The 14,751-nt window shown below is 65.2% G+C and carries 15 protein-coding genes; 12 read left to right on the forward strand and 3 right to left on the reverse strand.

Features of this window, described 5'->3' with window-relative positions:
* Positions 1-5 precede the first annotated feature (5 nt).
* Positions 6-890, forward strand: a complete 885-nt coding sequence (locus tag IE101_RS02945; RefSeq protein WP_189632287.1) for a cytochrome c — start codon at positions 6-8, stop codon at positions 888-890.
* 15 nt (positions 891-905) lie between these two features.
* Here IE101_RS02945 and lipA read toward each other — a convergent pair whose 3' ends face one another.
* Complete coding sequence (lipA, locus tag IE101_RS02950) at positions 906-1,856, reverse strand: lipoyl synthase (RefSeq protein WP_189632288.1); 951 nt, start codon at positions 1,854-1,856, stop codon at positions 906-908.
* A 237-nt stretch (positions 1,857-2,093) separates the two neighbouring features.
* Between lipA and IE101_RS02955 the strand changes: the two genes are divergently transcribed.
* Positions 2,094-2,642 carry a peroxiredoxin gene (locus IE101_RS02955; RefSeq protein ID WP_189632289.1) on the forward strand — a complete coding sequence of 183 codons (549 nt, stop codon included), beginning with the start codon at positions 2,094-2,096 and terminating at the stop codon, positions 2,640-2,642.
* A gap of 188 nt (positions 2,643-2,830) precedes the next feature.
* Positions 2,831-3,409: a LysE family transporter gene (locus tag IE101_RS02960; RefSeq protein WP_189632290.1), complete on the forward strand. Its 579-nt coding sequence runs from the start codon at positions 2,831-2,833 to the stop codon at positions 3,407-3,409.
* Between the two features lie 7 nt (positions 3,410-3,416).
* Here IE101_RS02960 and IE101_RS02965 read toward each other — a convergent pair whose 3' ends face one another.
* Positions 3,417-4,559: a DUF6456 domain-containing protein gene (locus IE101_RS02965; protein WP_189632291.1), complete on the reverse strand. Its 1,143-nt coding sequence runs from the start codon at positions 4,557-4,559 to the stop codon at positions 3,417-3,419.
* Between the two features lie 228 nt (positions 4,560-4,787).
* On the opposite strand from IE101_RS02965, the gene IE101_RS02970 reads away from it, so the two are divergent.
* A complete protein-coding gene (locus IE101_RS02970) occupies positions 4,788-5,084 on the forward strand; it encodes a DUF6477 family protein (RefSeq protein WP_189632292.1) in 297 nt (98 codons plus the stop codon).
* A gap of 75 nt (positions 5,085-5,159) precedes the next feature.
* Here IE101_RS02970 and IE101_RS02975 read toward each other — a convergent pair whose 3' ends face one another.
* Complete coding sequence (locus tag IE101_RS02975) at positions 5,160-6,704, reverse strand: trimethylamine methyltransferase family protein (RefSeq protein WP_189632293.1); 1,545 nt, start codon at positions 6,702-6,704, stop codon at positions 5,160-5,162.
* A gap of 235 nt (positions 6,705-6,939) precedes the next feature.
* Between IE101_RS02975 and guaA the strand changes: the two genes are divergently transcribed.
* The 8 genes from guaA (at position 6,940) to IE101_RS03015 (ending at position 14,741) form a co-directional block, all read left to right on the forward strand.
* On the forward strand, positions 6,940-8,511 hold the full coding sequence (gene guaA / locus IE101_RS02980) for a glutamine-hydrolyzing GMP synthase (protein ID WP_189632294.1): 1,572 nt from the start codon (positions 6,940-6,942) through the stop codon (positions 8,509-8,511).
* A gap of 82 nt (positions 8,512-8,593) precedes the next feature.
* Entirely contained in the window at positions 8,594-8,872 is a 279-nt protein-coding gene (locus tag IE101_RS02985) for a putative quinol monooxygenase (protein WP_189632295.1), read from the forward strand.
* Positions 8,873-8,949: 77 nt separating this feature from the next.
* A complete protein-coding gene (locus IE101_RS02990) occupies positions 8,950-9,726 on the forward strand; it encodes an SDR family NAD(P)-dependent oxidoreductase (protein WP_189632296.1) in 777 nt (258 codons plus the stop codon).
* Positions 9,726-10,607, forward strand: coding sequence for a DMT family transporter (locus IE101_RS02995; RefSeq protein ID WP_189632297.1), 882 nt, complete (start codon positions 9,726-9,728; stop codon positions 10,605-10,607). The genes IE101_RS02990 and IE101_RS02995 overlap by 1 nt, the downstream gene beginning before the upstream one ends.
* A 124-nt stretch (positions 10,608-10,731) precedes the next feature.
* Entirely contained in the window at positions 10,732-11,835 is a 1,104-nt protein-coding gene (locus IE101_RS03000) for an OmpP1/FadL family transporter (protein WP_189632298.1), read from the forward strand.
* Between the two features lie 153 nt (positions 11,836-11,988).
* The gene (locus IE101_RS03005) at positions 11,989-12,858 is read left to right on the forward strand and encodes a P-loop NTPase family protein (protein WP_189632299.1); all 870 of its coding nucleotides are present in this window, start codon (positions 11,989-11,991) and stop codon (positions 12,856-12,858) included.
* 25 nt (positions 12,859-12,883) lie between these two features.
* Positions 12,884-13,807, forward strand: a complete 924-nt coding sequence (gene metA / locus IE101_RS03010; RefSeq protein ID WP_189632300.1) for a homoserine O-acetyltransferase MetA — start codon at positions 12,884-12,886, stop codon at positions 13,805-13,807.
* A complete protein-coding gene (locus IE101_RS03015; RefSeq protein ID WP_229804000.1) occupies positions 13,800-14,741 on the forward strand; it encodes an alpha/beta fold hydrolase in 942 nt (313 codons plus the stop codon). Before metA ends, IE101_RS03015 begins: the two co-directional genes overlap by 8 nt.
* The last annotated feature ends 10 nt before the right edge of the window (positions 14,742-14,751 follow it).

The raw sequence follows: 14,751 nt of genomic DNA on the forward strand, positions 1-14,751 counted from the left end.
TTGAGATGCGCATTTTCACCGGGGTTCTGGGCCTTGCTGTCGTCGGTGCCATTGGCGCCTGGGTGCTGTCAGCCCCGCGGCCCTTGCCCGATGGGGCAACCGCGGGCCTTGTGGGCGAGGCCACGCGGGGCGAGGCGGTGTTCCATGCAGCGGGCTGTGCGTCCTGCCATATGGCCCCGGGGTCAACCGGGGCGGCGCAGCTGGTGCTGGCGGGCGGGCAGAGCTTCCCCTCGGCCTTCGGGACTTTCGTTGCGCCCAATATCTCGCCGTCGGAGGCCGGGATCGGTGGCTGGACGCTGGCGCAATTCGCCAATGCGGTGCAGCGCGGCGTTTCGCCCGACGGGAGCCACTATTACCCCGCCTTTCCCTATGCCGCCTATGCCCGGATGGAGCTGCAGGATCTGGCCGATCTGAAGGCCTTCATCGACACCCTGCCCGCCAGCGATGCCCCCAGCCTGCCGCATGATCTGGGCTTTCCCTTCAACATTCGTCGCAGTCTGGGGCTGTGGAAGCTGCTGTTCCTGCCGAAGGATTGGGTGATTGCGGGCGATCTGACGCCGCAAGAGACGCGGGGCCGCTATCTGGCCGAGGCGCTGGCCCATTGCGGCGAATGCCACACCCCGCGCAACCTGCTGGGCGGGCTTGACACCGGTCGTTGGCTTGCAGGCGGGCCGAACCCATCGGGCCAAGGCACCATCCCGAACATCACCCCCGCCAAGCTGACCTGGTCGGAAGAGGAGATCGTGGCCTATCTGACCACCGGCTTCACGCCAGAGTTCGACAGCGTGGGCGGCCATATGGCGCATGTGGTGGAAAACTTCGCCCGCCTGCCGGAATCAGAGGCTGCCGCCGTAGCCGCCTATCTGAAACGGGTGCCCCCCACGCCGTAACGCGGGGGGAAACGCTCAGGCCCGGCCCAACTTGGCCAGACGCGCTGCGCGCAGACGCGCGAAATCATCGCCCGCGTGATAGGACGACCGCGTGAGCGGCGTGGCCGACACCATGAGGAAGCCTTTGCCGTAGGCGGCTTTTTCATAGGCGGCGAATTCCTCGGGCGTGACGAAGCGGTCAACCCGGTGGTGCTTCGGCGTGGGCTGCAGATACTGCCCGATAGTCAGGAAATCGATATCGGCCGACCGCATGTCATCCATGACCTGCCGCACGCCCTGCGCGTCTTCGCCCAGACCCACCATGATCCCCGATTTGGTGAAGATGGTCGGGTCAAGCTCTTTCACCCGTTGCAGCAGCCGCAGCGAATGGAAGTAACGCGCGCCGGGCCGCACGGTGGGGTAAAGCCCCGGTACGGTTTCAAGGTTGTGGTTGAAGACGTCAGGCTTGGCCGCCACCACGTTTTCCAGCGCCGAAGCGTCACATTTCAGGAAATCGGGGGTCAGGATTTCAATCGTCGTCTCGGGTGAGCGGTGGCGAATCGCGCGGATGGTCTGGGCGAAATGCTCGGCCCCGCCATCGGCCAGATCGTCGCGATCGACCGAGGTGATGACCACATGTTTCAGGCCAAGCGTCTGCACCGCATGGGCGACGCGGCCGGGTTCAAAGGCATCCAGCACATCCGGCTTGCCGGTGGCGACATTGCAGAAGGAACAGCCGCGCGTGCAGATATCGCCCATGATCATCATGGTCGCGTGGCCCTGGCTCCAGCATTCGCCGACATTCGGGCAGCCCGCCTCTTCGCAGACGGTCACCAGCTTGTTCGACTTCAGAATGTCGCGCGTGTCCTTGTACCCCTGCGAGGTCGGCGCCTTGACGCGAATCCATGCGGGTTTCTTCGGCTGTTCCTGATCGGGACGATGCGCCTTTTCGGGGTGGCGTTGGTCAGGAAGCTTGAGGTCGCGCATCGGGTCTTTCCCCTTTCGGCCAAAGGTTCCCTTGACATAGGACGTTTGCCCCCCGGTGGCAACCGCGGGGCTTGCCGCGCGCCCGATGCCGATGTCGCAGCCTTGGGCGCAGTTGCCCGAAGTTTGGGCAGACCGGCGGCGGACCGCCTCTGCCGCGGCGCAGCATCTTGACCCGCCCCGGCGCGCGGGCTACCGCAGGGGCCAATCTGGAACTTGTCTAAAGAAGGACCTCCTCCCATGCTTCCCGGCTCCAAGCTTCCCTCGGTCACTTTCCAAACCCGCGTGCGCGACGAAGCGGTCGGCGGCCCGAACCCCTACCGCTGGCAGGAGATGACCACCGAAGACTATTTCGGCGGCAAGCGCGTCGTGCTGTTTGCCCTGCCGGGCGCCTTCACCCCCACCTGTTCGACCTACCAACTGCCGGGGTTCGAAAAGGGCTTTGCCGATTTCCAGGCCATGGGGATCGATGCGATCTACTGCCTTTCGGTCAATGACAGCTTCGTCATGAACCAGTGGGCCAAGGCACAAGGCCTTGAAAATGTTCAGGTGATCCCCGATGGCTCGGGTGAATTCACCCGCCGCGTGGGCATGCTGGTCCGCAAGGACAATCTGGGCTTCGGCCTGCGGTCCTGGCGCTATGCCGCCATCGTCAACAATGGCGTGGTCGAAGCCTGGTTCGAAGAGCCCGGTCTGGCCGACAACCACGGCGAAGACCCCTATGGCGTGTCGTCGCCGGAAACCGTCATGGCCTGGCTGATGGATGCCGCCAAGGGCGCCGCGGCCTGATCCGGCACCGCTGAAGACACCCAAAGGGGCCGGCATCATGCTGGCCCCTTTTTGCTGCGCGGGGTCCGCGCGACAGATTGCCGCGACGCAGCGTACCCCCGCAAAGATGCCCTTGGCAAAGCGCTTTGATCCGGATCAAGGTCGCCCGGCGCGGCCCGCGACACATTGCAATGCGGACAGGAGATTCCATGACCACAGTGCAGCTTGCCCTTGCCCTTCTCGGCCTTTTGCTGACGCCGGGGCCGACGAATACGCTTTTGGCGCTGGCCGGGGCGGAACGTGGCTGGCGCGCGGCGCTGCGGCTGATTCCGTTCGAGGTTGCGGCCTATCTGCTGGTGGTGGTGCCGCTGGCCACGCTGGGCGCGGCGGTGACCGAGGCTCTGCCCGTCCTGCGGCCAGTGCTGGCGGTGGTGGCGGGCGCCTGGGTCATGTCGCTCGCCATCCGCATGTGGCGCCTGCCCACCGCGGGCGCCCCGGCCGAGGTGACGGCCCGGCGCGTGTTCCTGACCACGCTTCTGAACCCCAAGGCGCTGCTTATCGGGCTGGCGCTGCTGCCCGGCCCTGATCTGGCCGGGCGCGTGGTGATGTTTGCCGCGCTGATCGTGGCGGTGGCCGCCATCTGGGCCGCGCTTGGCGCCTGCATGTCGGCGCGGGCGGATTGCCCCGCCCGCAGTTCGGCGCCGCTGATCCGGCGGCTGGCGGCAATCTGGCTGGGGGCGCTCTCGCTCGGCCTGATCTTCAGTGCGGCGCAGGCCGCGATCTTCTGACCGCGGCTTAGCCGATCAGAGGGCCGGAGCGGCCATAACGGTCTTGATAATGGCGGCGCAGGCGTTGCAGCGCGATCCGCAGCACGATCTTGCCTGACCGCGCGGCCCAGCCCATGCGACGCTCCGCGACCTCCAACCCCTCAAGGTAGCAGCACACCCGCAGCGCCACATCGCCAAGGCCCGGCCCCAGATCGCGCAACGCGGCGGCCACCCGCTCGCGCGCGGCGGTGGCGGCGGGGTTTCCCCCGCGCTCGGCCATATCCGGGCCACGATCAGCGCCGGTCAGGATGCCATCCCAGTTCAAGGTGCCGCGCAGCCCGATCTGGGCCAGCTCGTAATCCTCGCGCAGACGCTCGGCGGCCTGCACCAGATCGGCCTCCAGAAAGGCGCGGCCGTCGCGGTCGCGGCGGCGGGCCAGCACGGCCACCGGGCTTTCGGTCTGCACATAGCGCGTGCGGCGCGGGGCATCGGCCCCCGCCCCAATGCCCGCCTCGGCCCAAGCGGCGCCTTCGAAGGGCACCGCCATTTCCGCAAGGCCAAAGGCCGCGTGCTGCGTCATGCGGCGGCGGTCCTCTTCCTCGACCATGCGTTTCAGCGCGGCACGGCCCGCGGCGGTGATCTCATAGGTGGTCAGGCGGCCTTGCGTCTTCTGGACGGCGATCCAGTCCTGCAGCGCGAAGGCTTGCGCCACCGCCCGTTCCAGCACGGCGGTCTGCACCATGCGCCCATCCGCCGCCGCCCGCAGCACCGCGGCCTTCGGCATGTCGGGCGCAATCGCCATCACGGCGCCGGGTTCGGCCATGCGGCGCAGCACACGGCGGCCTTCACGTTCGATCCCGGCTTCATCCAGCGTGATGGGGGTAGCACGGAGGGGGGCGGTCATCTCGGGGGCATCCTTTCTGCCAAGGGCGGAAGAAGCGGAGCCCTGCCCCTGCGCGCGGCCAAGTGCGACCAGCGCCTCATCGACCAGCGGGTCGTCGCGGCGGGCCTCATAGCGGCGGACCTGCCGCATCACCGTCGAGGCCGCGACCCCCTGCCGCCGCGCCAGCTCGCGCAGTGACAGCCCCTCCTCGGTATGATCGAGGTAGAGACGCACGGCATCGGGCAGCCAGGCAGGAAGGGTGAAATCAGCGCGCAGGTTGGGTTCCATCTTCTCGTTTTCCTGTGGCCTCCCGTTGGCCGACCCGATGGGGCCAGATGCAACCGTGGGAGGCTTTGGTTACCCAGTGGTTAACAAATCACGTCAACACCGGGGCAAAATGGATAATTGTTTCTAATTCCTAAACAAAACCTGCGCGGGCGTGCGGCGAAACGCAGAGAGATGCAACGGCAGGTTGCGCCGTGTCATTGTTTCCACATCAAGAACGGGAGACCTGACATGACCGATTTCCGCACCCTGCTTGCCGATCTGCGCCGCCCTGCCCTGCTGCTGCGGGCCGCCCGTCTGGGGCTTGAGGATTTCCAGCGCGACCGCGACCTGCGCCGCCTGCTGCGGCAAGAGACGGTTTCGGGGCCGGAAAAGACGCTGCCGCGGCTGATCCAGGCCGAGGAACAGCTGGAAGAGGTGCGCCGCGCCGGGGATGCGAGCTATTCGCTCAACCGCCATGTCGAGGTCTTGATCGCCCTGATGGCCGAGCTGCGACTGTTGCCGCGCCAGAACCAGAGCGCCTGCTGACACCACCTGCCGAAATGGAAAAGGGGCCACGCATCGCGCGGCCCCTTTTGTGTTGTGATCCGAAATCCGAAACGATCAGATGAAGGCGTCGGGCTCGGCCGCCTTTTTCTTGGCGACGTATTCGTCCAGCGCCTCACGGATGCCTTCGTCCAGCGCCGGGGCCTGATAGTCGGCCAACTGCTTCTTGACGCGCTCCGAGGCGAGCTGCTGCGTGTCGCGCGCGCCTTCCTCGTCCCAAGTCTCGAAGGGCTTGTAGTCGAGCAGATCCGACCGCCAGAAGGCCGATTTGAAGTTGGCCTGGGTATGCGCGCAGCCCAGATAGTGACCGCCGGGGCCGACTTCGCGGATCGCATCCATGCCCTGACCGTTCTCATCCATCTTGATGCCCTGCGCCAGGTGGTGCAGCGTGCCGAGCTGATCGGCGTCCATCACGAATTTCTCGTAGGACGACACCAGACCGCCTTCCAGCCAGCCACAGGCGTGAAGCATGAAGTTCACGCCCGCCAGCAGCGCCATGTTCAGGCTGTTCGCGGTTTCATAGGCCGCCTGCGCGTCGGGCAGTTTCGAGCCGCAGAACGACCCGCCCGAACGGTAGGGCAGACCCAGACGGCGGGCCAGCTGACCGGCGCCATAGGTGATATGGGCGGCTTCCGGGGTGCCGAAGGTCGGCGCGCCCGAGTTCATGTCGATCGAGGTCACGAAGGCGCCGAAGATCACCGGGGCGCCAGGGCGGATCAGCTGGCTGTAAGCCACGCCGGCCAGAACCTCGGCCAGAACCTGCGTCAGGGTGCCCGCCACCGTCACCGGGGCCATCGCGCCACCTACGATGAAGGGCGAGATGATCGCAGCCTGATTGGCCTTGGCGTAAACTTCCAGCGCCCCCATCATCACGCTGTCGAAGGTCAGCGGCGAGTTGATGTTGATGAGCGAGGTCATCACCGTGTTCTGATCGACGAAATCCGACCCGAACAGGATCTTCGACATCTCGACCGAATCTGCCGCGCGGACCGGCTCGGTGACCGAGCCCATGTAGGGCTTGTCCGACAGGGTCATGTGCGCATGAAGCATGTCGAGGTGGCGCTTGTTCACCGCAACGTCGGTCGGTTCACAGACCGTGCCGCCCGAATGGTGCAGCCACTTGGACATATAGCCCAGTTTCACGAAGTTGCGGAAATCCTCGATGGTCGCATAGCGGCGGCCGCCTTCCAGATCGCGCACGAAGGGCGGGCCATAGACCGGCGCCAGCACCAGATTCTTGCCACCCACCTCGACGTTGCGGGCGGGGTTGCGGGCGTGCTGGGTGAAGGTGCGGGGCGCGGTGGCGCAGAGCTTGCGGGCCAGACCGCGCGGAATATGGACGCGTTCGCCGCGCACATCGGCGCCGGCGGCGCGCCAGCGGTCCAGCGCCTCGGGGTTTTCAAGGAAGTTGACGCCGACCTCTTCCAGAACGGTTTCAGCATTCCATTCAATGATCTGAAGGGCTTCTTCGTTCAGAATCTCGAAGTTCGGGATGTTGCGCTCGATGAAGCGCGCGGTTTCAAAGCTGATACCCGTGCGCTCGGCCCGCCGCGCCGCACCGCCGCCGCGTGCCCGACGACCACCTGCTGCCACATCGCTCATGAAGAATCCTCCGGTTCGCGCCCCTGGGCGCCTGACTTTGATCCTATATGCAACTGCCGCCGAGGCCACCCCAAGCGTTTTGCGTCACTTCCGTCCTGAAAACGACATAGCCGCCTTTCGACAGCCCGCAAGGCCGCGGCAGGGCGTCGCGCGGGGCCGGGTCGGGGCATCCCCCGGGCGGTTGTGACACCGCTTTCCCCTTGCGATTCCGCCCTTGCAAAGCTAATCCGCGACCATGACCCAAGCCGCATCCCACATCCACGATCGCCTTCTCATCATCGACTTTGGCTCTCAGGTGACGCAGCTGATTGCGCGCCGCCTGCGCGAGCTGAGCGTCTATTGCGAGATCCATCCCTTCAACCGCGTGGACGAGGCTTTCCTCAAAGCTTTCGCCCCCAAGGCCGTGATCTTTTCGGGCGGCCCCGCCTCGGTCTATGCCGAGGGCGCGCCGATGCCGCCTGCGGGCGTGTTCGAGATGGGCGTGCCGATCCTGGGCATCTGCTATGGCCAGCAGGTGATGATGCATTGCCTTGGCGGCAAGGTTGAAGGGGGTCATGGCACCGCCGAATTCGGCCGCGCCTTCGTGACGCCGACGGCCCAGAAACTCTCGATCCTCGACGGTTGGTTCACCGAGGGCGACGAGCAGGTCTGGATGAGCCACGGCGACCATGTGTCGAAGATCGCCCCGGGCTTTGAGGTCTATGGCACCTCGCCCAACGCGCCTTTTGCCATCACCGCCGATGTGTCGCGCAACTTCTATGCCGTGCAGTTCCACCCCGAGGTGCATCACACCCCCAAGGGGACCAAGCTGTACGAAAACTTCGTTCGGCTGGCAGGCTTCACCGGCGACTGGACGATGGCCTCGTACCGCGAGGATGCGATTGCCAAGATCCGCGAACAGGTGGGTGACAAACAGGTCATCTGTGGCCTGTCGGGCGGCGTGGACAGCTCGGTCGCGGCGATCCTGATCCATGAGGCGATCGGCGATCAGCTGACCTGCGTCTTCGTGGATCACGGTCTTCTTCGCAAGAACGAGGCGGCCGAGGTCGTCAAGATGTTCCGCGACAATTATAAGATCAAGCTGATCCACGCGGATGAAAGCGATCTGTTCCTGGGCGCGCTGGAAGGCGTCTCGGACCCCGAGGTGAAGCGCAAGACCATCGGTCGGCTGTTCATTGACGTGTTCCAGAAATACGCCAACCAGATCGAAGGGGCGGAATTCCTGGCCCAGGGCACGCTCTACCCCGATGTGATCGAAAGCGTCAGCTTCTCGGGCGGGCCCTCCGTCACCATCAAGTCGCATCACAATGTGGGCGGCCTTCCGGAAAAGATGGGCCTCAAACTGGTCGAGCCGCTGCGCGAGCTGTTCAAGGATGAGGTCCGCGCCCTTGGCCGGGAACTCGGCCTGCCGCAAAGCTTCATCGGGCGGCACCCCTTCCCCGGTCCGGGTCTGGCGATCCGCTGCCCCGGTGAAATCACCCGCGAAAAGCTGGCGATCCTGCGCGAGGCCGATGCCGTCTATATCGACCAGATCCGCAAGCACGGTCTTTACGACGAAATCTGGCAAGCCTTCGCCGCCATCCTGCCGATGAAGACGGTGGGCGTGATGGGCGACGGGCGGACCTATGATTATGCGGTGGCCATCCGCGCCGTGACCTCGGTCGACGGGATGACGGCGGATACCTACCCCTTCACCAATGAATTCCTGGGCGAGACGATGACCCGCATCATCAATGAGGTGAAGGGCGTGAACCGCGTGTTCTATGACCTGACCTCGAAGCCGCCAGGGACGATCGAGCTGGAATGACCGGCCCCCGCGCCTTCACATGCGCGGCCTGGCCCGGGGGGTATTTCCCCCGGGCTTTTGCCTGCCCGGCAGGGGTGGGCGCATGATCCGTCTGCGCGGCCATCTGATCTGCCTTGCGCCCGAAGACGCAACGGCCCTGATCGGCCATCTGGACGATCACCTGCACCTGTCGCGGGCCACGCCCGGTTGCCTGATTTGCGACATCACCCCCACCGACGACCCGATGGTCTTCGAGATGATCGAGGCCTTCCGCGACCGCGCGACCTTTGACGCCCATCAGACCCGCGTCCGGGGCAGCGCCTGGTTTGCCGCGACCCGAGGCATCCTGCGCGACCTGCGTCTGGAAGAAATCGGCGACTGAAGCGCCCGGCAGGGCTGGAACTTGCCCGCAAATCCGGCCCTTATGGGGGGCGGGATGATCCGCTGCAGGAGGTTGCCATGATCTTTGCCCCCGGTCTGTTTGCAGGGAAGGTGATCCTAATCTCCGGCGCTGGGGGTGGTGTCGGGGGGGCGGTGGCGCGGCTTCTGTCCGATCTGGGGGCCACGCTGGCGCTGACCGATCTGGATGCCGCGCGGCTCGGGGCTGTGGCGCTGCCGCTCAACGCCCTGCCCTTGCCTGCCGATCTGCGCCGGGTGGATGACTGCGCCGCCGTGGTGGCCGAGACGGTCGAAACCTATGGCCGCCTGGACGGGCTGGTGAATTGCGCGGGTATCTGGGTTGAAGGCGAAAGCGCCAGCGCGACCGAGGCGGATTGGGATCTCTGTCTCGATGTGACGCTGAAGGGCTGTTTCTTTCTGGCCGCCCGCGCCATTCCCGCGCTGATCGAAAGCCGCGGCGCCATTGTCAATATCGCCTCGGATGCCGGGGTGGTGGGCAATGCGGGCGCGGCCATCTATTGCGCGGCCAAGGGCGGGCTGGTCATGGCAAGCCGCGCGCTGGCGCTGGAGCTTGCGCCCAAGGGGGTGCGGGTCAATGCGCTCTGCCCCTCGGATATCCTGTCGCCCATGTTGCAGGGGCAGGCCGATCGCTTTGGCGGGGGCAACCCGCAGGCCTATCTGGACCGGCTGCTCGCCCATTACCCGCAAGGCGCCGAGGCGCGGTTCATCACGGTCGACGAAGTCGCAGCCCAGGTGGCTTTCCTGCTGTCGCCCGCCGCAGCCGCCACCACGGGCGCGGCAGTGATGATGGATTTCGGCCTGACGGCAGGCTATTGATGGCGCCCCCGGTCACACAGGGCCAGCGCCCGCTGCTGGCGGCCGCCTGGATGGGTGGATCGGTGCTGTCCTTCACCGCCATGGCCATTGCGGGACGGTCCGTGTCCGGGGTGCATGACACCTTTGAAATCCTGCTCTGGCGGTCGATCGTCGGGTTTCTTCTTGTCCTGCTGGTGGCCAGCGCCACTGGCCAGCGGGGCGCGTTCCGTCGCGACCGCCTGCCCCAGCATCTCCTGCGAAACATCGTGCATTTCACCGGACAGAACCTGTGGTTCTGGTCGCTGACCGCCATTCCTCTGGCGCAGGTTTTCGCGCTGGAATTCACCTCGCCCATCTGGGTGATCCTGCTGTCGCCCTTGCTGCTGGGCGAAAGGCTGACGGCGCGGCGGATCGGCTATGCCCTGCTCGGGTTTGTCGGCACCATGATCGTGGCTCATCCCGATTTCGGCCGGGTAAGCCCCGGGGTTCTGGCCGCGGCCGCCTCGGCCATCTGCTTTGCGGTATCAATCCTGCTGACCAAGCGGCTGACCCGGGGGGAAAGCATCGTCTCGATCCTGTTCTGGCTGACCGTCATTCAGGGCATATTGGGGCTGATCGCCGCGGGCTGGGACCGGCAGATCGTGCTGCCCACTGCCGCCACCCTGCCCTCGCTTGCGTTGATCGGGGCGGCGGGGATCTTTGCCCATCTCTGCCTGACCAAGGCGCTGACATTGGCGCCGGCCTCGGTCGTGGTGCCGGTGGACTTTGCGCGGCTGCCGCTGATCGCGGTCTTGGCGGCGATCCTCTATAACGAAAGCATCGATCCTGCCGTTATCCTTGGGGGTGGTGTGATTTTTGCGGCGAACTGGATGAATATCCGGTCCGGGCGGCAAGGTGCTTGACAACCGCCGTTGCGTCACATTTCCGTGACGCGGCGTCATTGATTGACCGGTGGAAAAGACCGGGCCTAGGCTTCTTCGAACCGGCGGAGGACCAAGAGGGCCGGAACTGACAGGGGACGGAGACATGAAGAATTTTACCGCTTTGTGCGGCGTTTTGATGGCCGTGGCGGGCGCGGCGCAGGCCGGTGGCGTGGACCGTTCCGGCCAGCCCATCGGCATCATCTTTGAACGCGGCAATTATGCCGAACTCAGCTTTGGGCAGATCTCGCCCAGCGTGTCGGGCACCTATCTGCTCGGCGGGGCGGGGTCGGGCAATGTTGCGGGGGATCACCGCCTTCCGGGCATCGCGTTCAAATATGATCTGAACGAAAAGCTGGCGGTCGCGGTGATCTATGACAACGCCTATGGCGCGGACATCGATTATCCCACCGGCCCCCTCGCGCTTTTGGGGGGCACGGCCGCACAGCTTGACTCCGAAGGGGTCACCGGCCTGCTGCGGTACAAGCTGAACGAAAGCTTCTCGGTCCATGGGGGCATCCGGGCCTCGAAGGCCGGGGGCGAGGTGACGCTGGCGGGGCCCGCCTATGCGCCCGCAGGGGTCGATGGCTATAACGTGAAATTCGATGATGCCTGGGGCACCGGCTATGCCGTTGGCGCGGCCTTCGAGAAGCCGGAAATCGGGCTTCGCGTGGCGCTCACCTATTTCTCGAAGGTGAACCACAAGCTTGGCACCGCCGAGGATTTCCCCGCCTTCCCGATCGTCGAATTCCCGAATGAGACGACCAGCGTCGATACCCCGCAGGCAGTGAACCTCGACTTCCAGACCGGCGTCGCCAAGGACACGCTGGTCTTCGGCTCGATCCGCTGGGTCGACTGGTCAGAGTTCGACATCACCCCGCCGACGCTGAACCGGTCGCTGACCGATCTGAACGATACCACGACCTATACGCTGGGCGTGGGGCGCAAGTTCAACGAAAACTGGTCGGGTTCGGTCTTTGCCATGTATGAACCCGGCACCAGCAAGAATGCATCGCCGCTGGCGCCGACCAATGGCTATCGCGGCATCGGCATCGGTGTGGCCTATACGCGCGACAGCATGAAGGTCTCGCTCGGTGCGCGCTATATCGAACTGGGCGACGCCAATGCCGCCCCCGGCGGAACCCCGGTTGCGGCCATGTCCGACAACAGCGCCGTGGCGGTGGGTCTGAAGGTGGGCTTCGCCTTCTGATCCCGCGCCCCGGCACGGATCACGGCCCCGCGATCTGCGGGGCCGTTTCATTTCGGGCGGCATTTTTCGCGTGTATCCCCCGAAAAGGCGCGCTAGGACGCTGATAGAACCGCCGGAAGCGCGGACCACGGCACAAGATAGACGGAGCGATCGATGATCTACGGATCGGCACAGGCATGGCGGGATGCATCGCGCAAGCGGGTGCTGCTGTTCGGCATGTCCGGTCTGGGCAAAACCCATCTGGCGAACATGCTGCGCGGCACGGGCGACTGGTTCCACTATTCGGTCGATTACCGCATCGGCACCCGCTACATGGGCGAATTCATCGCTGACAACTTCAAGCGTGAAGCGATGAAAGTGCCGCTTCTGCGCGAGTTGCTGATGACCGACAGCGTCTATATCGCCTCGAACATCACCTTCGACAATCTGGCGCCGCTGTCCACCTATCTTGGCAAGCCCGGCGATCCCGCGCGTGGCGGGCTGACCTTTGATGAATATCGCCGCCGGCAGGATCAGCACCGCGAGGCGGAGATTGCCTCGCTGCTAGATACCACGCGCTTCATCGGCCGGGCGGGCGATCTTTATGGCTATGACCATTTCGTCTGCGACAGCGGCGGGTCAATCTGCGAAGTGGTGGACCCCGCCAACCCCGAAGACCCGGTGATGAAAGAGCTGTCGCAACATCTGCTGCTGGTCTGGATCAAGGGGTCGGATGCCCATACGGCCGAACTGATCCGCCGTTTTGACCGCGCGCCCAAGCCCATGTATTATCAGCCCCATTTCCTGGAGCGAATGTGGGGCCAATACCGCGCCGAACAGGGGCTGGATGCAGATCAGGTCAACCCGGACGCCTTTGTCCGCTGGACCTATGCCCAGGCCCTTGCCCATCGTCAGCCGCGCTATGCCGCGATGGCCGAATGGGGTGTGACGGTCACGGCGGAAGAGGTCGCGCAGGTGCGTGACGCCGCCGGGTTTGATGATCTGATCGCCCGCGCCATTGAAGCCCGCAGCGCGCAGTCCTAATTCCTCCGCCGAACGGAGATCCGAAATGCCGATTACCCTGCCTGAAACCCTGCCTGCCTTCGACGTCCTCAGCCGGGAAGGCGTGATGGTCATGTCGCCGGAACGCGCCGCGCGTCAGGACATCCGCCCGATCCGCATCGGTCTGCTGAACCTGATGCCCAAGAAGATCCAGACGGAGAACCAGTTCGCCCGCCTGATCGGCGCGACGCCGCTGCAGATCGACCTCTCGCTGATCCGGATGAGCGAGCATCAGACCCGCAACACCGCCGCCGAACATATGGAAACCTTCTACCGCCCGTTTTCGGAGGTCGAGGCCAGCGGCGAGAAGTTTGACGGGCTGATCATCACCGGCGCCCCGATCGAACACCTGCCCTTCGAGGAGGTGACCTATTGGGATGAACTGCGCCGCGTCTTTGACTGGACGCAGACCCATGTCCATTCCACCTTCGGCGTGTGCTGGGGCGGCATGGCGATGATCTATCACTTCCACGGGGTGAAGAAGCATATGCTGGATCACAAGGCCTTTGGCTGTTTCCGGCACCGCAACCTCTGCCCGACCTCGCCCTATCTGCGCGGGTTTTCGGATGATTTCGTGATCCCCGTTTCGCGCTGGACCGAAATCCGCCAGCCCGAGGTCGATGCCACCCCCGCCCTGCGGACCCTGCTGGGCAGCGAAGAGGTCGGCCCCTGTCTGATCGAAGATCCGGGGCATCGCGCGCTCTATATCTTCAACCACTTCGAATATGACAGTGACACGCTGAAGCAGGAATATGACCGCGACGTGGCCAATGGCACGCCGATCAATGTGCCGCTGAACTACTACCCCGAGGATGATCCATCGCGCCCGCCGCTGAACCGCTGGCGCAGCCATGCCCATCTTCTCTATGGCAACTGGATCAACGAAATCTACCAGACCACGCCCTACCGTCTGGAGGAGATCGGTGCTTGAAACCGCCCTTGTGCTGGCGGCAACGGCGGGCACGGCGGGGCTGACGCTTCATCGTGCCCGGCAGCGCGAGGCGCGGGCCGAGGCGATCTATCCCGCCATGGGGCGTCTTCTGCCGGTCGAGGGGCGGATGATCCATGTCTGGCAGACGGGCGAAGGCCCGGATCTGGTGCTGATCCATGGTGCCAGCGCCAATATGCGCGAATTTGCCCATGGGCTTGCACCCCGGCTGGCGCGGCGGTTTCGCGTGACGCTGATGGACCGGCCCGGTATGGGGTGGTCCGATCCCCCCGAAACTGACGATCCGGCGGAGCAGGCGCGGCTCTTGCGCGGGGCGGCATCCCAGCTTGGGCTGCGCGATCCGCTGCTGCTGGGCCATTCCTATGGCGGGGCCATCGCGCTTGCCTGGGCGTTGCAGGGCGGCACGCGCGGCCTGGTGCTGCTTTCGGGCGTGTCGATGCCGTGGGAGGCGGGCCTGGGCCTCTGGTACCGACTGACGGCGAACCCCGCCCTCCGCGCTCTTCTGGTGCCGCTGGTTTCGGCCTATGCCACCCGGGGCCAGGTTGATCGCAGCATCGCAGGCATCTTTGCCCCGCAGGCTGCCCAACCCAATTACACCGGCATGTCGGGCATTGCGCTGACGCTGCGGCGGCGGGTGCTGGCGATCAATTCCCGGCAGATCAACGGCCTGCTGCGCCATATCCGCGCGATGATCCGCCTTTATCCGCAGCTGACCCTGCCGATCGAGGTGCTGCACGGCGACCGCGACAGCATCGTCCCCCATCACGTCCATGCCGAACCGGTCACGACCGCCCTGCCCGATGCGCGGCTGACGCTGCTGCCCGGTGTCGGCCATATGCCGCATCAGACCCACCCCGAGGCAGTCGAAGCCGCCGTCTTGCGCCTTGCGGCCCGTGTCGGGCTGGGCCTAGACTGACGCCGGTCAT

The organism is Gemmobacter lanyuensis, from assembly GCF_014652355.1.
Lineage (GTDB): Bacteria > Pseudomonadota > Alphaproteobacteria > Rhodobacterales > Rhodobacteraceae > Gemmobacter > Gemmobacter lanyuensis.